This window comes from Lysinimonas soli (assembly GCF_042655435.1).
Taxonomy (GTDB): domain Bacteria; phylum Actinomycetota; class Actinomycetes; order Actinomycetales; family Microbacteriaceae; genus Lysinimonas; species Lysinimonas soli.
The window spans coordinates 1,024,189-1,040,321 of the sequence record NZ_JBHSMG010000001.1 but is presented as its reverse complement, the minus strand read 5'-3'; the positions used below and the strand labels follow the sequence as shown (position 1 = coordinate 1,040,321).

The 16,133-nt window shown below is 70.8% G+C and carries 14 protein-coding genes; 9 read left to right on the top strand and 5 right to left on the bottom strand.

The annotated features are described in order from the left end of the window. Positions 1-3: 3 nt before the first annotated feature. Together ACFPJ4_RS04975 and ACFPJ4_RS04970 are read left to right on the top strand one after the other, a co-directional pair. Positions 4-915: an alpha/beta fold hydrolase gene (locus tag ACFPJ4_RS04975; RefSeq protein WP_386739175.1), complete on the top strand. Its 912-nt coding sequence runs from the start codon at positions 4-6 to the stop codon at positions 913-915. Next, entirely contained in the window at positions 912-1,988 is a 1,077-nt protein-coding gene (locus tag ACFPJ4_RS04970; RefSeq protein WP_386739174.1) for a glycosyltransferase family 4 protein, read from the top strand. The genes ACFPJ4_RS04975 and ACFPJ4_RS04970 overlap by 4 nt, the downstream gene beginning before the upstream one ends. A 33-nt stretch (positions 1,989-2,021) precedes the next feature. Here ACFPJ4_RS04970 and ACFPJ4_RS04965 read toward each other — a convergent pair whose 3' ends face one another. From ACFPJ4_RS04965 to ACFPJ4_RS04955, 3 genes are read right to left on the bottom strand one after another with little or no spacing between them, the layout of a single operon-like run. Continuing rightward, a complete protein-coding gene (locus tag ACFPJ4_RS04965; protein ID WP_386739173.1) occupies positions 2,022-2,486 on the bottom strand; it encodes a YbaK/EbsC family protein in 465 nt (154 codons plus the stop codon). Next, positions 2,483-3,118 (bottom strand): histidine phosphatase family protein, encoded by a 636-nt coding sequence (locus tag ACFPJ4_RS04960; RefSeq protein WP_386739172.1) that lies wholly within the window; start codon positions 3,116-3,118, stop codon positions 2,483-2,485. The genes ACFPJ4_RS04965 and ACFPJ4_RS04960 overlap by 4 nt, the downstream gene beginning before the upstream one ends. A gap of 38 nt (positions 3,119-3,156) precedes the next feature. Beyond that, on the bottom strand, positions 3,157-4,008 hold the full coding sequence (locus ACFPJ4_RS04955) for an NAD-dependent protein deacetylase (RefSeq protein WP_386739171.1): 852 nt from the start codon (positions 4,006-4,008) through the stop codon (positions 3,157-3,159). A gap of 77 nt (positions 4,009-4,085) precedes the next feature. Between ACFPJ4_RS04955 and ACFPJ4_RS04950 the strand changes: the two genes are divergently transcribed. After that, positions 4,086-4,892: a TrmH family RNA methyltransferase gene (locus ACFPJ4_RS04950; protein ID WP_386739170.1), complete on the top strand. Its 807-nt coding sequence runs from the start codon at positions 4,086-4,088 to the stop codon at positions 4,890-4,892. 72 nt (positions 4,893-4,964) lie between these two features. Continuing rightward, the gene (locus tag ACFPJ4_RS04945) at positions 4,965-6,200 is read left to right on the top strand and encodes a D-alanyl-D-alanine carboxypeptidase family protein (RefSeq protein WP_386739169.1); all 1,236 of its coding nucleotides are present in this window, start codon (positions 4,965-4,967) and stop codon (positions 6,198-6,200) included. 10 nt (positions 6,201-6,210) lie between these two features. Here ACFPJ4_RS04945 and ACFPJ4_RS04940 read toward each other — a convergent pair whose 3' ends face one another. After that, positions 6,211-6,993 (bottom strand): SGNH/GDSL hydrolase family protein, encoded by a 783-nt coding sequence (locus tag ACFPJ4_RS04940; RefSeq protein WP_386739168.1) that lies wholly within the window; start codon positions 6,991-6,993, stop codon positions 6,211-6,213. A gap of 120 nt (positions 6,994-7,113) precedes the next feature. Here ACFPJ4_RS04940 and ACFPJ4_RS04935 point away from each other — a divergent pair, with 120 nt between their 5' ends. The 4 genes from ACFPJ4_RS04935 (at position 7,114) to ACFPJ4_RS04920 (ending at position 12,036) form a co-directional block, all read left to right on the top strand. Further along, entirely contained in the window at positions 7,114-7,374 is a 261-nt protein-coding gene (locus tag ACFPJ4_RS04935) for a GlsB/YeaQ/YmgE family stress response membrane protein (RefSeq protein ID WP_386739167.1), read from the top strand. A gap of 199 nt (positions 7,375-7,573) precedes the next feature. Then, entirely contained in the window at positions 7,574-8,815 is a 1,242-nt protein-coding gene (gene dinB, locus ACFPJ4_RS04930) for a DNA polymerase IV (RefSeq protein WP_386739166.1), read from the top strand. Positions 8,816-8,919: 104 nt separating this feature from the next. Further along, positions 8,920-10,728 carry a DEAD/DEAH box helicase gene (locus ACFPJ4_RS04925; protein WP_386739778.1) on the top strand — a complete coding sequence of 603 codons (1,809 nt, stop codon included), beginning with the start codon at positions 8,920-8,922 and terminating at the stop codon, positions 10,726-10,728. A gap of 18 nt (positions 10,729-10,746) precedes the next feature. Beyond that, on the top strand, positions 10,747-12,036 hold the full coding sequence (locus ACFPJ4_RS04920) for an aspartate aminotransferase type Ic (RefSeq protein WP_386739165.1): 1,290 nt from the start codon (positions 10,747-10,749) through the stop codon (positions 12,034-12,036). Between the two features lie 43 nt (positions 12,037-12,079). Here ACFPJ4_RS04920 and ACFPJ4_RS04915 read toward each other — a convergent pair whose 3' ends face one another. Further along, entirely contained in the window at positions 12,080-15,475 is a 3,396-nt protein-coding gene (locus tag ACFPJ4_RS04915; protein ID WP_386739164.1) for an error-prone DNA polymerase, read from the bottom strand. Between the two features lie 75 nt (positions 15,476-15,550). Here ACFPJ4_RS04915 and ACFPJ4_RS04910 point away from each other — a divergent pair, with 75 nt between their 5' ends. Continuing rightward, positions 15,551-16,117 (top strand): GNAT family N-acetyltransferase, encoded by a 567-nt coding sequence (locus ACFPJ4_RS04910; protein WP_386739163.1) that lies wholly within the window; start codon positions 15,551-15,553, stop codon positions 16,115-16,117. Positions 16,118-16,133: the final 16 nt, after the last annotated feature.

Here is a 16,133-nt window from a genome sequence, read left to right as displayed (position 1 = left end):
GGGATGACCGTCCCGACACCCCACGCCGCCGCCCTCGCCGAGATCCCGGTGCGCACGGGCGAGGTCACCGTGCTCGGCAGCACCACGAAGTACTGGGAGTACGGTCCGCGCGACGCCCGGCACACCGTGCTGCTGGTGCACGGCTACCGGGGCGATCACCACGGACTCGAGCCGGTCATCGCGCGCTTGCCCGGCATCCACTTCATCAGCCCCGATCTGCCCGGATTCGGGCTCTCGACCCGCATGACCGAGGCCCCGCATTCGATCGCGGGCTACGAGCGCTGGCTCAGCGGCTTCGCCGCCGCCGTCGGGATCCCGGACGAGGCGATCCTGCTCGGGCACTCCTTCGGATCGATGATCACCTCGCACGCGGTCGCCGACGGATACCGCACGGCAGCGCTCATCCTGGTGAATCCGATCTCGACCGACCCGCGCATCGGCGCCGGCGTCGGCATCACGCGCCTCACCAAGCTCTACTACGACCTCGCCCGTCGCCTTCCGCGCCGGCTCGGCCGCGCGCTGCTCGGCAACTGGCTCATCGTGCAGTTCATGAGCATGTCGATCGTGACGACCAAGGACCCGACGCTGCGCAAGTGGATCCACGAGGAGCACCACCGCTACTTCAGCGGCTTCTCGGACCCGCAGACCGTCGCCGACGGGTTCGACGCCTCGCTGAGCACCGAGGTCGGCGAGGCGGCCGAACGCGTCACGATCCCGGTGCTGATGATCGCGGGCGACATCGATCGCATCACGCCGCTGGCAGGCCAGAAGACCACGGTCGCGAAGTTCCCGGATGCCCGGCTGGTCGTCCTGCCCGCGGTCGGCCACCTGATCCACTACGAGGCGGCGCAGGGGGCGGCCGACGCCATCACGGGCTTCCTCGCCGAGCTCGACGCGACGCCCGGCCGCGCGTGAAGATCGTCGTGGACTGCCGCTACGTGCGGATCGGCCATCACGACGGAATCAGCCGGTACACCGTGGGGATCGTCACGGCACTGGCGAAGCGGCATCCGGTCACCATGCTCATTAGCGACCAGCGCCAGCTGGCGATGCTTCCCGAGTTGCCGTGGGCCCTGGCCTCGAGCCCGACGAGCGTGCGGGAGCTCTTCGTCGCATCGCAGGTCAACAAGCTCGCCCCGGACGTCGTCTTCACGCCGATGCAGACGATGGGCTCCCTGGGGCGCCGCTACACGCTCGTCAAGACTCTGCACGACCTGATCTACTACCGCAATCGCACCCCTCCACGCGATCTCAACCCCGTCATCCGGCTGCTCTGGCGGCTCTACCACCTGGGGTGGTGGCCGCAGCGTCTGCTGCTGAATCGCGCGGACCTCGTGGCCACGGTCTCGGCCACGACGAAGCAGCTCATGCTGCAGCATCGCCTCACCCGCCGGCCGATCGTGATCGTCGGCAACGCGCCCGATCCGGTTCCGGCCGGGGCCCCGACCCACCGCACGGCCCCCACCGGCCGCGAACTCGTCTACATGGGCTCGTTCATGCCGTACAAGAATGTCGAGACCCTGGCGATCGCGATGCGGCAGCTGCCGGGCTACCGGCTGCACCTGTTGAGCCGGATCTCGCCGGCGGACCGCGCGCGCCTGCTGGCGCTCGCGCCGGCCGATGCTCTCGTCATCCACGACGGCACAAGCGAGGTCGACTACTTCGCCCTGCTGCAGACCGCCACCGCGCTCGTCACCACCTCGCTCGACGAGGGCTTCGGATTGCCGCTCGTCGAGGCGATGTCGGTGGGCACGCCCGTGGTCGTCAGCGACATCCCGATCTTCCGTGAGATCGGCGGCGATGCGGCGCTCTACGTCCCGCCCACGGATGCGTCGGCGGTGGCCGCCGCGATCCGGCGCCTGGACGACCCGGCCGAGTGGGAGGCGCGATCTGTCGCCGCGTTCGCCCAGGCCGCGACCTTCGACTGGGACCGCTCGGCCGACGCCCTGCTGACGGCCATCGAGCAGCTGCCGGGCCCACGGCGCTGAGCGGCCTGAGCCGCAGCAACCGAGCCCCCGGCCTCAGGCGATCGGGAGCACCTCGGCGCCGCTCAGCCGCACCAGCTCGGCGGGGTCGATGGCGAAGACCGCGGTCGCGCTCCCCGCCGCGGCCCACACCGTCGACAGCGTGAGCAGGGTCTCGTCGCAGACCGTGCGCATCGGGGTGAGCAGCCCGAGGGGAGGGACGCCCCCGATGCTGTACCCGGATGCCGCCTTCACCCGATTCGCGTCGGCCTTGCCGATCGCGACCCCGAGTCGGGCCCCGAGCGCCCCGGTATCGACGCGATTCGGCCCGGAGGCCAGCACGAGCAGCGGCTCGCCGTCGGCTTCGAAGACCAGGCTCTTCACGATCGCCTCCACCGGGCAGCCGATCGCCGCGGCCGCGTCGGCGGCCGTATGGGTGGACTCGTCGAACTCCCGCACCTGCGGCGAGATCCCGAGCGGGCCCACGGCGTCGAGAAACCGAGCGACCCCCGCCGAACTCATCGCCGCGCATCCTCGATGGCTTCGATGGCGTTCTGCTCGTCGAGGTCGCCGCAGCCCTCGCCGATCGACTCCAGCTCGATCGGATCGTCGAAGGCGATGAGTCTGAGCGCCCCGTCTTCGAGGCGGAAGCTGTGCACCGAACCGTTCGTGATCATTCCGTGGCTCGCGTCGGGCTCCACGGCGTTCAGGACCGAGCGGATCGCGCCGCCGTGGCTCACGACCACGAGCGATTCCCCGAGATGCAGCTCGGCGAGTTCGACGAGGGCGGGCACCACCCGGGCTCCGACCTGTTCGCGCGACTCCCGGCCGGGAACGCGGGTACCGGCGGGGAAGCGGGTCTCGACCTGCATCCAGTCCAGGCCCTCGGCCGCACCGTAGTTGCGTTCCACGAGCGCGTCGATGGGCGTGGGCGCGGGCAGGCCCAGCTCCGCGGCGATGATGGCCGCCGTCTCGCGGGCGCGCGAGAGCGGGCTGGCGAACACCCCGTCCCAGCGGCGCCGGGCCAGGAGCTTCCCCGTCGCACGCGCCTGCTCACGACCCGTGTCGTTGAGCGGGATGTCGGTGAGCCCCTGGATGCGGCGCTGCCGATTCCAGTCGGTCTCGCCGTGGCGCACCAGATAGAGCTCGGTCATCGCGTCGGGCCTCCTCGCGGGAGCCGTCGACCGGACGGTCAGCCCAGGCGCTCGTGCAGCGAGACGAGCACCTCGGAGGTTCCCGCATCGATCTTAAGGCTCGCGCGCGGGTCGCCCTTCGTGACCCCGCGATTGACGATGACGACCGGCAGCCGGCGCTTGGCGGCCTGATCGAGCAGCCGGATGCCGGAGTTCACGACGAGCGACGACCCGGCGATCAGCAGGGCGTCGGCCGCGCGCAGCAGGGCGCGGGCCTCCTCGAACTTCTCGGTCGGCACGAACTCGCCGAAGAACACGACCTCCGGCTTGAGGATGCCGCCGCAGACCGTGCAGGCCGGAACGACCATGCGATCGGATGCCGCGACATCCACATCCCCGTCCGGGGCGAGTTGCACGCCCTCCGGTGCGTCGAGCCACGGGTTGTCGCGCGACATCCGCTCGGCGATGTCGGCGCGGGCGAAGGTCTGACCGCAGTGCAGGCAGCGCACCCGGTCGAGCGATCCGTGGATGTCGACGACGCGCCGCGAGCCGGCACGCAGGTGCAGCCCGTCGACGTTCTGCGTGACGATGCCGTTCACGACGCCGCTCAGTTCGAGCGCCGCGAGCGCCCGATGGCCGGCATTCGGCTCGGCGTCCGAGAAGTGCCGCCAGCCGAGGTGGCTGCCGGCCCAGTAGCGCTGCCGGCCGCGTTCGTCGGCCAGGAAGTGGTCGAAGGTCATGGGCGTGCGTACGGGCGCGCCCTCGCCGCGATAGTCGGGGATGCCCGAGTCGGTGCTCACGCCGGCGCCGGTCAGCACCGCGACGGTGCGTCCCTCGAGCAGTTCGACGGCCTGATCGATCAGGGGTTCCAGGCGCGCATCGGAGACCGTGTTCGATGTCACCGCGGTCATGGCGCCTCCTCCCGCTCAGGCCAGACTAGACAACGGAGTTTTCCGATATGTTTCCGACGGCTGGGGGAGGAACGCCAATGCACATCGTGCCCATCGACGACCCGGCGGATCCCGCGCTGCGCGACTACGTGTCGCTGACCGATGTCGTGCTGCGCCGGCTGTCGGAACCCGCGGGCGGGCTCTACCTCGCCGAGTCGACCAAGGTCATCACCCGTGCCCTGGCCGCCGGGCACCGTCCGCGCTCGGTGCTGCTGCAGGCCAAGTGGCTCGACGAGCTGGCGCCCCTGCTCGCGGAGTACGACATCCCGGTGTTCCAGGCCGAGCCCGCCGTGCTGAAAAGGATCACCGGGTTCGACATGCATCGTGGGGCGCTGGCATCGATGCATCGGCCGACGCTGCCCTCCGTGGCGGAACTCCTGCACGGCGCGCGGCGCGTGGTGGTGCTCGAAGACATCGTCGATCACACCAACGTCGGGGCGATCTTCCGCGCCGTCGCGGGGCTCGGGGCCGACGCCGTGCTCGTCACCCCGCGCTGCGCGGACCCGCTGTACCGCCGCTCGGTGCGGGTGAGCATGGGAACGGTGCTCCAGGTGCCGTGGACCCGGCTCGCGGACTGGCCGGATGGCGCGTCCCAACTGCACGACGCGGGTTTCGCGATCGCGGCGCTCGCCCTCGACGAGACCGCGATCGCTCTCGACGCCTTCGCCGCGGATCCGCCCGAGCGTCTCGCGTTGCTGCTCGGCACGGAGGGAGACGGGCTCTCGCACGGCGCGCTGGCCGGATCCGATCTCGTGGTCACGATCCCCATGTCGCGCGGTGTCGATTCGCTCAACGTCGCCGCCGCCTCCGCCGTCGCCCTCTGGGCGCTGCGCCCCACCCCCTAAGCCGCCCGCCGCCCCGCCCGACCCGCCGCGCGGTCCGGGGGCTTCCCAGCAGGGTCCCCGTATCCTCGATGGGTGACGCTGACCCGCCGACAGATCTACCACCGTCGTCGCATCACCGTTTTCGGATCGATCGCGATCGCCCTCGGCGTGGCGTTCTACCTGCCGATGACCCTGCTCGCGCCGCTGCAGGCGGCCGACGCGGTCGTCGGCTCGCACGCGGTGCTGCCCGAAGCCGCGGCGAAGCTCGACTGGCCCGGCTACGGGGGAAGCGCGATCGGCGCGGTCGGCTACGACGGGGTGCTGGCCCGCGGCGGATCGAGCGCGCCGATGCCGATGGCGAGCATCACGAAGATCATCACGACCCTCGTTGTGCTGCAGGCCAAGCCGCTCTCGGTCGGCGACGAGGGCCCGAAGGTGACGATGTCAGCGGCCGATGTCGACCTCTACCACCATTACGTCTCGCTGGACGGCGAGGTCGCCCCCGTGCGCGCGGGACTCGTCTTCACGGAACACGAGCTGATGCAGCTCGCCCTCGTGCGCTCGGCCAACAACTACGCGGCGAGCCTCGCGATCTGGGCCTTCGGCTCGGAACAGGCCTATGTCACGGCGGCGAAGACCTGGCTGGCGTCGCAGAAGCTGAACAGCATCACGATCGCCGACCCCACCGGGATCGACCCGGCGAACGTCGCCGGCACGAGCGACCTCGTGCAGCTCGGCAGGCTCGCCCTGGCCAACCCGGTGGTCGCCGCGATCGTGGCCACCAAGTCCGTCACGATCCACGACGTCGGAGCGATCACCAACACCAACGATCTGCTCGGCACCCTGGGCGTCGACGGGATCAAGACCGGTACCCTCAACACCTTCGGGTCGAACCTGCTGTTCGCCGCCGACTACCCGGTCGGGTCGTCGAAGGTCACCGTCGTGGGAGTCGTACTGGGAGGCGCGAACCACCGGCAGCTCGACGGCGACATCAAGAGCCTGCTGACGGCGGTCAAGGCCGGATTCCACGAGGTGACGGTCGCGACCAAGGGCCAGAAGCTCGCGAGCTATTCGACCGACTGGGGCCAGAAGGTCGACGCGGTGGCCGAGAGGTCGGCACGCCTCGTGGTCTGGAGCGACACGCCGGTCACCTCCCGGATCTCGGCCAAACCGGTGACGACGGGCAAGGCGGGCGACGATGTCGGCTCCGCGGTGTTCACCGCCGGTCCGCGAACGGTCACCGTGCCGATCGGGCTCGCAGAGGCGCTGACCGATCCCGGGCCGGGCTGGCGGCTGAGTCATCCGGGCCTCATCCTCGGCAGCCCGTGACCCGCACCCACTAGCGGTCGTCGCGCACGCCACCGGCGGTCGGGCGTTTCGCGGTCACGCCGTCCCCCGACGACTGGTGGCGCAGCCGACGCAAAATCCACGGAGCGAAGTGCTCGCGGGCCCACCCGATGTCGTCCCGGCGAGCCTGCCGCCACGAGACCGGGGGAAGCGGCTCCGGCTTGAACGGCTCGAGGTCGTTCTCGACGTTGAGGGCGCCCAGCACCATCCGGGCGATCGTGTGATGCCCGATCGGCGAGAAGTGCAGGCGATCGGGGGCCCACATGCGCGGATCGGACAGCTCGCGCAGCGCCCACATGTCGGCCACCACGGCGTCGTACTTCTGCGCGAGCGCCCGCAGATTCTCGTTGTAGATCGCGACCTTGCCCCGGATGCGGCCCAGCACCGGCGTACGGCCGATGTCGGGTCCGTTGAACATCACGACGGTCGCGCCCTCGCTGGTCAGGCGCATCAGGCCACGTTCGAATCGCGCGGCCACGTCATCCGGGTCCGTTCCCGGGCGCAGGATGTCGTTGCCGCCGGCCGAGATCGTCACCAGATCGGGGCGCAGCTCCATCGCCGGCTCCAGCTGCTCGTCGAGGATCTGCTCGAGCAGCCGACCCCGGATCGCGAGGTTCGCGTAGGCGAAATCGTCGGTCTGGTCGCTGAGCACCTCGGCGACCCGATCGGCCCAGCCGCGGTGTCCGCCGGGGGAGCGCGGCTCGGGGTCGCCGATGCCCTCGGTGAAGGAATCGCCGATCGCCACGTAACGCGACCACGGATGCTGAGCGGCCATGCCACCAGTCTGCAGCAAAGGTCGAACCACCGCTCGGGAGCCTGCCGGCCGTGAATCGGGCTGCTTTACTGGGGGCGTCCCGAACGCCGGGATGCAGATCACACCGAAGTGAGGCTCCTCATGGGCTTTTTCTCGTTCCTGATCCTCGGCATCATCGCCGGCATCATCGCCAAGCTGATCCTTCCGGGCAAGCAGCGGGGCGGCTGGCTCCTCACGATCATCCTCGGCATCGTCGGAGCGATGCTCGGAGGCTGGATCGCCGGCTTCTTCGTCGCCGACGCCTATGCCAGCTTCTTCTCACTCGCCGCCTGGATCGCGGCCATCGCCGGCGCCCTCATCGTGACGCTCGTCTTCAACGCGCTGTTCCGCCGGCGCGCCTGACCGTCGCGAGGCCGGGGCGCGCGCCCGATCGCCGAGATGCCAGAATCGGTCGTTCTGACGTGTCCATACCGACGATTCGTGGGATCTCGACGTGACGCCCGGCCGGCACGCGGGGTCGCACGCGACCCGACCCGGCGCCCGGGCGGCAGGGGCCGGGTGCGACCCGGCCGGAGTCATCCGTCGGTGACAGGATGAGGCGATGAGCAAGCAGGACGGCAGCGGTCGCCACGTCACCGCCGAGCCGCTCGCCGACACGAGCGCGACGATCCTGCACGTCGACATGGACGCCTTCTACGCCTCCGTCGAGCTGCTCGAACGGCCGGAACTCGCGGGCAAACCCGTGATCGTCGGGCACCGATCGTCGCGTTCCGTCGTGACGGCGGCGACCTACGAGGCGCGCAAGTACGGGGTCAACTCCGCGATGCCGATGGCGGTCGCCCTGCGCCGGTGCCCACAGGCCATCGTGCTCGAGCCGCACTTCGAGCGCTACGCGCACTACTCGAAGCGGGTGATGACGCTGCTCGGCGAGATCACCCCGATGGTCGAACCGCTCAGCATCGACGAGGCCTTCCTCGACATCGCGGGGGCCCTGCGCCTCCTCGGCACCCCGTGGCAGATCGGCACGCGGCTGCGCGAGCGGGTGTTCGCCCAGACCGGGCTGCACTGCTCGGTGGGCGCCGCATCCACCAAGTTCGTCGCCAAGCTCGCCTCGAGCCGGGCGAAGCCCGACGGACTGCTCGTCGTCCCGGCGACCGAGACGATCGCGTTCCTGCATCCGCAGCCCGTGACCGCGCTCTGGGGAGTCGGCGGCAAGTCCGAGGAGCAGCTGACCCGGCTCGGCCTGCGCACGATCGGAGACGTCGCCGAGGTGCCGCTCGACGCGCTCACCCGCGCCGTCGGCCCCGCCACGGCGACCCGGCTGCACGAGTTGGCCTGGGGCCGCGATCCGCGGGTCATCGAGTTGGGGCGCGACGAGAAGAGCATCGGCCACGAGACGACCTTCGAGACCGACGTCACGGATGCCGTGACCCTGCACCGCGAGCTGCTCCGCCTCTCGGACGCGGTCGGCGCTCGACTGCGCCGGGCCGGAGTCCAGGCCCGCACGGTGGCCCTCAAGCTGCGCTTCGAGGACTTCACGACGATCAGCCGTTCCCGCACCCTGGGAGAGCCGACCGACCTGGGCAAGCGCATCTACCAGGAGGCGCGCTCGCTCTACGATGCCGCCGCGCAGAACGGTCGAGCCGTGCGCCTCATCGGCGTTCGGGGGGAGGGCCTCGTCGGCGCCGTCGCGAGCCTCGGCCTGTGGGACGACGACGAGCAGTGGCGTGAGGTCGAAGGCACCGTCGACGCGATCGGGTCGCGCTTCGGCGCCGGCGTCGTGCGCCCGGCCGCCCTGCTCGGGCAGGCCCAACGCCGCCGCATCTCGGGTGGGGACGACTAGCTTCTCGGTGAGCGCCGTCGGTCCACTCGGTTACGGTGGATCAAGTGACGCACTCGAGTGACCTGACGGCCGGGACGGCCATCAGCGCCGGCGCCGCAGAGGAGATCAGCGATGATCTCCTCTCTGAGCGAGCGCGCGCCTTCCGCGCGACCGCCGCCGCCGAGCACCTCCCTCCGGCATTCCCGGAGCGCGCGCCGCGCGGCACGGCCGACAAGCTGCGCACCTGGCAGCAGGAGGCGCTCGACCGCTATTTCGAGGGCGAGCACCGCGACTTCCTGGTGTCGGCGACGCCGGGCGCCGGCAAGACGACGTTCGCGCTGCGCCTCGCGAGCGAGCTGCTCAAGCGCCGCGTCGTCGACCGGGTCACCGTCGTGGCACCGACCGAGCACCTCAAGACGCAATGGGCGGATGCGGCGCATCGCGCGGGAATCCGGCTCGATCCGAAGTTCAGCAACCGGCACGGGCGGGAGTCGCGGCAGTTCCACGGGGTGGTCGTGACCTATGCCCAGGTCGCGGTGCGCGCGAGCCTGCATCGTGAGCTCACCGACTCGAAGCGCACCCTCGTCATCCTCGACGAGGTGCATCACGGCGGTGATGCCCTGAGCTGGGGCGACGCGATCCGCGAGGCGTTCGGAGGCGCCACCCGGCGGCTGTCCCTCACGGGCACCCCGTTCCGCAGCGACACCGCGCCCATCCCGTTCGTGCAGTACCTGCGCAACGAGAAGGGCATTCGGCTCTCGCAGACCGACTACGCCTACGGCTACGGCCGCGCCCTGCGCGACGGCGTCGTGCGCCCCGTGATCTTCCTCTCCTACGCCGGGTCGATGCGGTGGCGCACACGCCAGGGCGAGGAGTTCGAGGCCAGCCTCGGCCAGCCCGACACGAACGACGTCACCGCCCAGGCCTGGCGGGCCGCCCTCGATCCGGGCGGCGACTGGATGACCGCGGTGCTCGCCGCCGCCGATCGTCGCCTCAGCGAGGTGCGCCAGTCCGTTCCCGATGCGGGCGGGCTCGTCATCGCGACCGATCAGGCGACCGCGCGGGCGTACGCCGCGATCCTGACCGGGCTGACGGGACACGAGCCGACGATCGTCTTGAGCGACGAGAAGGAGGCGAGCGACCGCATCCAGACCTTCGCCGAGGGGACCCAGCGCTGGATGGTCGCGGTCCGGATGGTGTCGGAGGGCGTCGACGTTCCCCGCCTCTCGGTCGGCGTCTACGCCACGAGCGCCGCGACGCCGCTGTTCTTCGCCCAGGCGATCGGACGCTTCGTGCGCGCCCGCCGGCGCGGCGAGCTCGCGTCGATCTTCGTGCCGAGCGTGCCAATCCTGCTCGGCCTCGCCTCCGAGATGGAACGCGAACGCGACCACGCGCTCGACCGCGAGACCCCCGACGATCAGCTGCTCGACGACGAGGCGATGGAGCGGGCCGAGCAGGGGGACTCGGCCTCGGCCGAACTGCTGGACGAGTTCGAGTGGCAGGCGCTCGGTTCCGTGGCGACCTTCGAGAAGGTGCTCTTCGACGGGGAGGAGTTCGGCTCCCTGGCCGAGCCGGGCAGCGCCGAGGAGTGGGACTTCATCGGGTTGCCGGGCATCCTCGAACCGGATCAGGTGAGCGAGCTGCTGAAGGCCCGCCAGCGCCGGCAGGCGCGACACGCCGGCGAGCGCCGGCAGGCCGCGATCGACGCGGGGGAGGAGCCGGACCCGGAACCCGCCCCGCTGCATCGCACCCTCGCGGAGCAGCGGAAGCTGCTCAACAGCCTCGTGTCGATCCGCGCGCGGGCGTCGGGGCAGAGCCACGCGCTCGTGCACGCCGAGGTTCGGCGCGCGTGCGGAGGTCCCGAGGTCGCCAAGGCGACCGTCGCCCAGTTGCAGTCGAGAATCGACTGGTTACGGGGCCGCCTCGCCGATTGAACGGCTAGCGTTGAGGCCATGGCAAGAAGCACCGCATCCGCTCCCGTCTCCGTCCCGCTCGAGGAGTCGAAGGCCGCATACCTCGCCCTCAAAGCCAAGAACCTGAGCCTGGATCTCACGCGCGGCAAGCCATCGCCCGAGCAGCTGGATCTCTCGGCGGCGCTTCTCGACCTCGACCTCTCCGGCTCGTTCACGAGCGCGGACGGCGTCGACACCCGCAACTACGGCGGCACCGACGGACTCGTCGAGCTGCGGACGATCTACAGCGAGCTGCTCGGAATCCCGGTGCCGCAGCTGCTCGCGCTCGGCAACGCGAGCCTCGCCGTGATGCACGACGTGGTCGTGCACGCGTTGCTGCACGGTGTTCCGGGCAACACGGTGCCCTGGCACAACGAGCAGATCGCGTTCATCTGCCCCTCGCCCGGGTACGACCGGCACTTCGCCATCACGGAGGCGCTCGGGATCCGCAACATCCGGGTGCCGTATCTGCCCGACGGCTCACTGGATCTCGCCGCGATCGCGACGCACCTCCAGGACCCGGACGTGCGCGGCATGTGGCTGGTTCCGATGTACGCCAACCCGACCGGTGCCACGGTGACGCTCGAGGAGGCCGAGCAGCTGATGTCGCTGCCGGCCGCCGCGCCCGACTTCCGCATCTTCTGGGACAACGCCTACGCCGTGCACCACCTCAGCGATGACGAGCCAGGCGCGCTCGATGTGCTCGGCCTCGCGGCGGCCGCCGGCCATCCCGACCGCCCGCTCGTCTTCGCCTCGACCTCGAAGGTGACCTTCGCCGGCGCCGGGGTCTCGTTCTTCGGCGCCTCGACCGCCAACATCGCCTGGTACCGCACCCACGCCGCGGTGCAGACGATCGGCCCCGACAAGGTCAACCAGCTGCGGCATGCGCGCTTCCTGCAGTCGGCGGACGGCGTCCGCGCGCACATGCGCAAGCACCGCGAACTGCTCGCGCCCAAGTTCGCCATGGTCGAGCAGATCCTGGCGTCGCGCCTGACCGGTCACGCGCGCTGGACCCAGCCCCTGGGCGGCTACTTCGTGACGCTGACTGCTCCTCGCGGTACCGCGACCCGCGCCGTCGACCTCGCGAAGGCGGCCGGGATCGCCGTGACGCCGGCGGGCGCCGCCTTCCCCTATGGCGACGACCCCGACGACGCCGTCATCCGCATCGCGCCGAGCTTCCCCTCGCTCGACGAACTCGAGGCCGCCATCTCGGGATTGTGCGACTGCGTTCTGCTCGCCGAGGCCGAGGCGGCGGTCGAGGCTGCGGCTGAGGCGGCCGGCGAGCACTGACGATCGTTGCCGCGTCGCAGCCCGGACGACGACCGGGGCGCGGCTATTGGAAGTCGCGCGAGCGATGGGCGACCGGCACACGCAGGGGCTCGAAGCGATCCGCCAGCAGGTTCACGACGCCCTCGGCCGAGCGTTCCAGGATGCCGCGCACGATGAGCGCGGGCGACTCGCGCACGATGCGGCGGTAGCGACCCCAGACCCCGGCCGAGCAGATGACGTTCACCAGCCCGAACTCGTCTTCGAGATTGAGGAAGGTGATCCCGGATGCGGTGGCCGGCCGCTGCCGGTGGGTCACGAGTCCGCCCACCTCGATGCGTCGGCCGCTCTCGGCCGTGCGCATGGCGTGCGATGACAGGGCGCCTCGACCGTCGAGGGCCGCCCGGAAGTGCCGCAGCGGATGGTCGTCGGTCGAGATGCCGGTGGCCCACAGATCGGCCGCCATCGTCTCGAAAGCGCTCGGGTCGGCGAACAGCGGCGGCTGCACGGTGACGATCGACCCGGCCAGGAACTCCTCCCGGTCGTCGGCCGCCGACCCCGCCCGCCAGAGCGCCTCACGGCGGCTCAGCCCGAAACCGTCGAACGCGCCCGCGGTCGCGAGCGACTCGAGCTGCGCGGTGCTGAGCCCGACGCGGCGCACCAGATCCTCCATCGAGCGGTACGCGCCGGACGCCTCGCGCTCGGCCACGATCCGCTCCGCGACCTTCGTGCCGATCCGGGTGACCCCCGCGAGCCCGAGTCGCACCGCCCAGTCGCCGTCGCGGCGGTGCTCGGCGTCGCGCACGGGCGCGGAGCGGTCGAACGGCCCGACGGGAGGCTGCACCCGGTCGGTGCAGGAGTGCGATCCCGTCACGCCGGGCTTCGAGTCGGACCGCATCGGTTCCAACCCCGCCTCGACCCCCGAGAGCTGCAGATCGGGGCGACGCACCTCGACGCCGTGACGACGGGCATCCCCGGTGAGCGTCGCGGGGGAGTAGAAGCCCATCGGCTGCGCCCGCAGCAGACCGGCGAGGAACACCCCCGGGTAGTGCAGCTTGAGCCACGAGCTCGCGTAGACCAGCAGCGAGAAGCTCAGGCTGTGACTCTCGGCGAAGCCGAAGTTGGCGAAGGCCTGGATGCGACCGTAGATGTCGTCCGCGACCTCGCCGACCAGCCCGTTCGAGGCCATGCCCGCATAGAGCTTCTCGCGCAGCGACTCGATCCGCTCCAGCCCCCGTTTGCTGCCCATCGCGCGCCGCAGCAGATCGGCATCCTCACCCGAGCACTCGCCGACCGCCATCGCCATCTGCATGAGCTGCTCCTGGAACACCGGGATGCCGAGCGTGCGCTCCAGCGGCGGGATCAGCTTGGGGTGCAGGTACGTCACCTCCTCCTGCCCGAGCTTGCGGCGCACGAAGGGATGCACCGCCCCGCCCTGGATCGGACCGGGCCGCACCAGGGCGATCTGCACCACGAGGTCGTAGAACCGCCGTGGCTGCAAGCGGGGCAGCAGCCCCATCTGGGCGCGGCTCTCGACCTGGAACACCCCGATCGAGTCGGCCCGGCACAGCATGTCGTAGACCGCCGCCTCCTCCCGGGGGATGGTCGCGAGCTCCCACCGCTCGCCGGTGGACGCCGCGATGAGGTCGAAGCAGTGCTGCAGCGCCGCCAGCATGCCCAGGCCCAGCAGATCGAACTTGACCAGCCCCATCCAGGCCGCGTCGTCCTTGTCCCATTGGATGACGGTGCGCTTGTCCATGCGGGCGTGCTCGATCGGCACCACCTCGCCGACCGGGCGGTCGGTGAGCACCATTCCGCCCGAGTGGATGCCCAGATGTCGCGGCGCCTTCAGCAGCTCCATCGCGAGGGTGACCACCTCATCCGGGATGTCGTGGTCATCGCCCGTCGACAGCTGCCCGCCCCAGCGCTCCACCTGCTTGCTCCAGGCATCCTGCCGTCCGGGACTGTGCCCGAGCGCCTTCGCCATGTCGCGCACGGCGTTCTTCGGCCGGTACTGGATCACGTTGGCCACCTGCGCCGCGTTGCGCCGCCCGTACTTCTCGAACACCCACTGGATGACCTCCTCGCGCCGGTCGGAGTCGAAGTCGACATCGATGTCGGGCTCCTCGTCGCGCAGGCTCGAGAGGAAGCGCTCGAACGGCAACCGGTAGAAGATCGAGTCGACCGCGGTGATGTCGAGCAGGAAGCAGACCGCCGAGTTGGCCGCCGAACCACGGCCCTGGCAGAGGATGCCGCGGCTGCGCGCGAACTGCACGATGTCGTGCACGATCAGGAAGTAGCCGGGGAAGTCCTTCTGCTCGATGACCGCGAGTTCCGCCTCGATGCGCGTGCGGTCCGCCTCGGCGAGGTCGGGATACTTGCGCGGCACCGCGTTCCACACCAACTCGCGCAGGTACGACATCGGCGTGTGACCGGGGGGAACCTCCTGCCGGGGCAGTGCGGGCTTGGCGCGCCGCAGGGGGAAGGCGAGTTCGTCGGCCAGCTCGACGGTGCGCTCGACCGCACCCGGATAGCGGGCGAAGCGGGCGCGCATCTCACGCCCCGAGCGCAGATGCGCCGTGCCCGCCCCGGGAAGCCAGCCGTCGAGCTCGTCGAGGCTGCGCTGCGCCCGCACCGCGGCGACCGCCGTCGCCAGGTGCTTCTGCCGCGGACTCGCGTAGTGCACGTTGCCGCTCGCGATCACCGGAAGCGCGCGGGCGGCGGCCAGTTCGGCCAGCGCGTCGTTGTGCTCGCCGTCGAGCGGATCGCCGTGGTCGATGAGCTCGACGTAGACGTTGTCGCGGCCGAAGAGCCGCACGAGGCGGTCGAGCTCCGCCCCGGGATCGCCGTGGTCGAGCGATCGGCGCACGGCGCCCTTGCGGCATCCGGTCAGGATCACCCAGTGCCCGTCCGCGAGCTCGGCCAGCTCGTCGAGCTCATACACCGGGCGGCCCTTCTCGCCACCGCGCAGCTGGGCCTCGGTGATCGCCTTGGCGAGCCGGTGGTAGCCCTCCTCCTGCCGGGCGAGCACGAGCAGGTGGCTGCCCTCGGGGTCGGGCTCGCCGTTCTGCGGTCCGCTCAAGCCGAGCGACAGCTCCGCGCCGAACACGGTCTTGACGGATGCCGTCTCGGCCGCCTCGGCGAAGCGCACGATCCCGTAGAAGCCGTCGTGGTCGGTGATGGCGAGGGCGTGCAGGCCGAGTCGCTCCGCCTCTTCGAGCAGCTCCTCGGGGGAGGAGGCCCCGTCGAGGAAGCTGTAGCTGGAGTGCGCGTGCAGCTCGGCATAGGGCAGGGCATCCGGATCCCGCACGATGTCGCGCGGCGCGACGTACGGCCCGCGCTTGAGCGACCAGGCCGGGCTGTCGCCGCCGTCCACACCGGCCGGCATCTGCCGCGGACGCCGGCGATCGCTCAGGGCGCGCTCGAACTCCGACCACGGGATCGGCGGATTGTTCCAGCCCACTCAGCTCACGCTCCCCGCGGCGTCGACGACCGAGGGGGCGGTGTCTGTGTCGGTGTCGGCGTCTAGTCTCTCGCCATGACGGTGGAGGTGCTCAGCGCGGTCGGGCGTTACGACGGCTTCTTCGAGGTGGTCGGCGTCAAGAAGCCCGGCGGCGGGGGCTGCTGGTGCATGAGCTACCGCGACAGTCGCCTGAACAATCTGGAGCGCCCGCTCTACATGCGCGACGAGTGCTCTCGTGAGCCGGGGCCGGGGGTGCTCGCCTACGTCGACGGCACACCGGCCGGCTGGTGCTCGATCGCCCCGCGTTCGAGCTATCGACGCCTGATGAACTCGCGCACCATCCCGTTCCTCGACGAACGCGATGCCTGGGTGGCGGTGTGCTTCGTGGTGCGCCCCGGATTCCGTGGTCGGGGACTCATGCACGCGCTGCTCGACGGGGCCGTCGAACACGCCCGAGCCCACGGTGCCGAGGTCATCGAGGGCTACCCGATCGAGTCGGACTCCCCGGGCAAGGTGGATGTCATCTCGGGCTATGTCGGAACCACCCGGCTGTTCGAGCGGGCCGGCTTCGAGCGCGTCGCCGAGACCACCGCGCACAGCGGTGGCCGCGTGCGCTGGATCATGCGACGCGAACTGGCGTGACCCGCCGAGAGCGGGC

Excerpts from the sequence above, each read along its gene's own strand:
- ACFPJ4_RS04975 (WP_386739175.1), top strand. The coding sequence starts at position 4 with ATGACCGTCCCGACACCCCACGCCGCCGCCCTCGCCGAGATCCCGGTG.
- ACFPJ4_RS04940 (WP_386739168.1), bottom strand. The coding sequence starts at position 6,993 with ATGGCCGCTCAGCATCCGTGGTCGCGTTACGTGGCGATCGGCGATTCC.
- ACFPJ4_RS04960 (WP_386739172.1), bottom strand. The coding sequence starts at position 3,118 with ATGACCGAGCTCTATCTGGTGCGCCACGGCGAGACCGACTGGAATCGG.
- ACFPJ4_RS04955 (WP_386739171.1), bottom strand. The coding sequence starts at position 4,008 with ATGACCGCGGTGACATCGAACACGGTCTCCGATGCGCGCCTGGAACCC.
- ACFPJ4_RS04910 (WP_386739163.1), top strand. The coding sequence starts at position 15,551 with ATGACGGTGGAGGTGCTCAGCGCGGTCGGGCGTTACGACGGCTTCTTC.
- ACFPJ4_RS04920 (WP_386739165.1), top strand. The coding sequence starts at position 10,747 with ATGGCAAGAAGCACCGCATCCGCTCCCGTCTCCGTCCCGCTCGAGGAG.
- ACFPJ4_RS04935 (WP_386739167.1), top strand. The coding sequence starts at position 7,114 with ATGGGCTTTTTCTCGTTCCTGATCCTCGGCATCATCGCCGGCATCATC.
- ACFPJ4_RS04965 (WP_386739173.1), bottom strand. The coding sequence starts at position 2,486 with ATGAGTTCGGCGGGGGTCGCTCGGTTTCTCGACGCCGTGGGCCCGCTC.
- dinB (WP_386739166.1), top strand. The coding sequence starts at position 7,574 with ATGAGCAAGCAGGACGGCAGCGGTCGCCACGTCACCGCCGAGCCGCTC.
- ACFPJ4_RS04950 (WP_386739170.1), top strand. The coding sequence starts at position 4,086 with ATGCACATCGTGCCCATCGACGACCCGGCGGATCCCGCGCTGCGCGAC.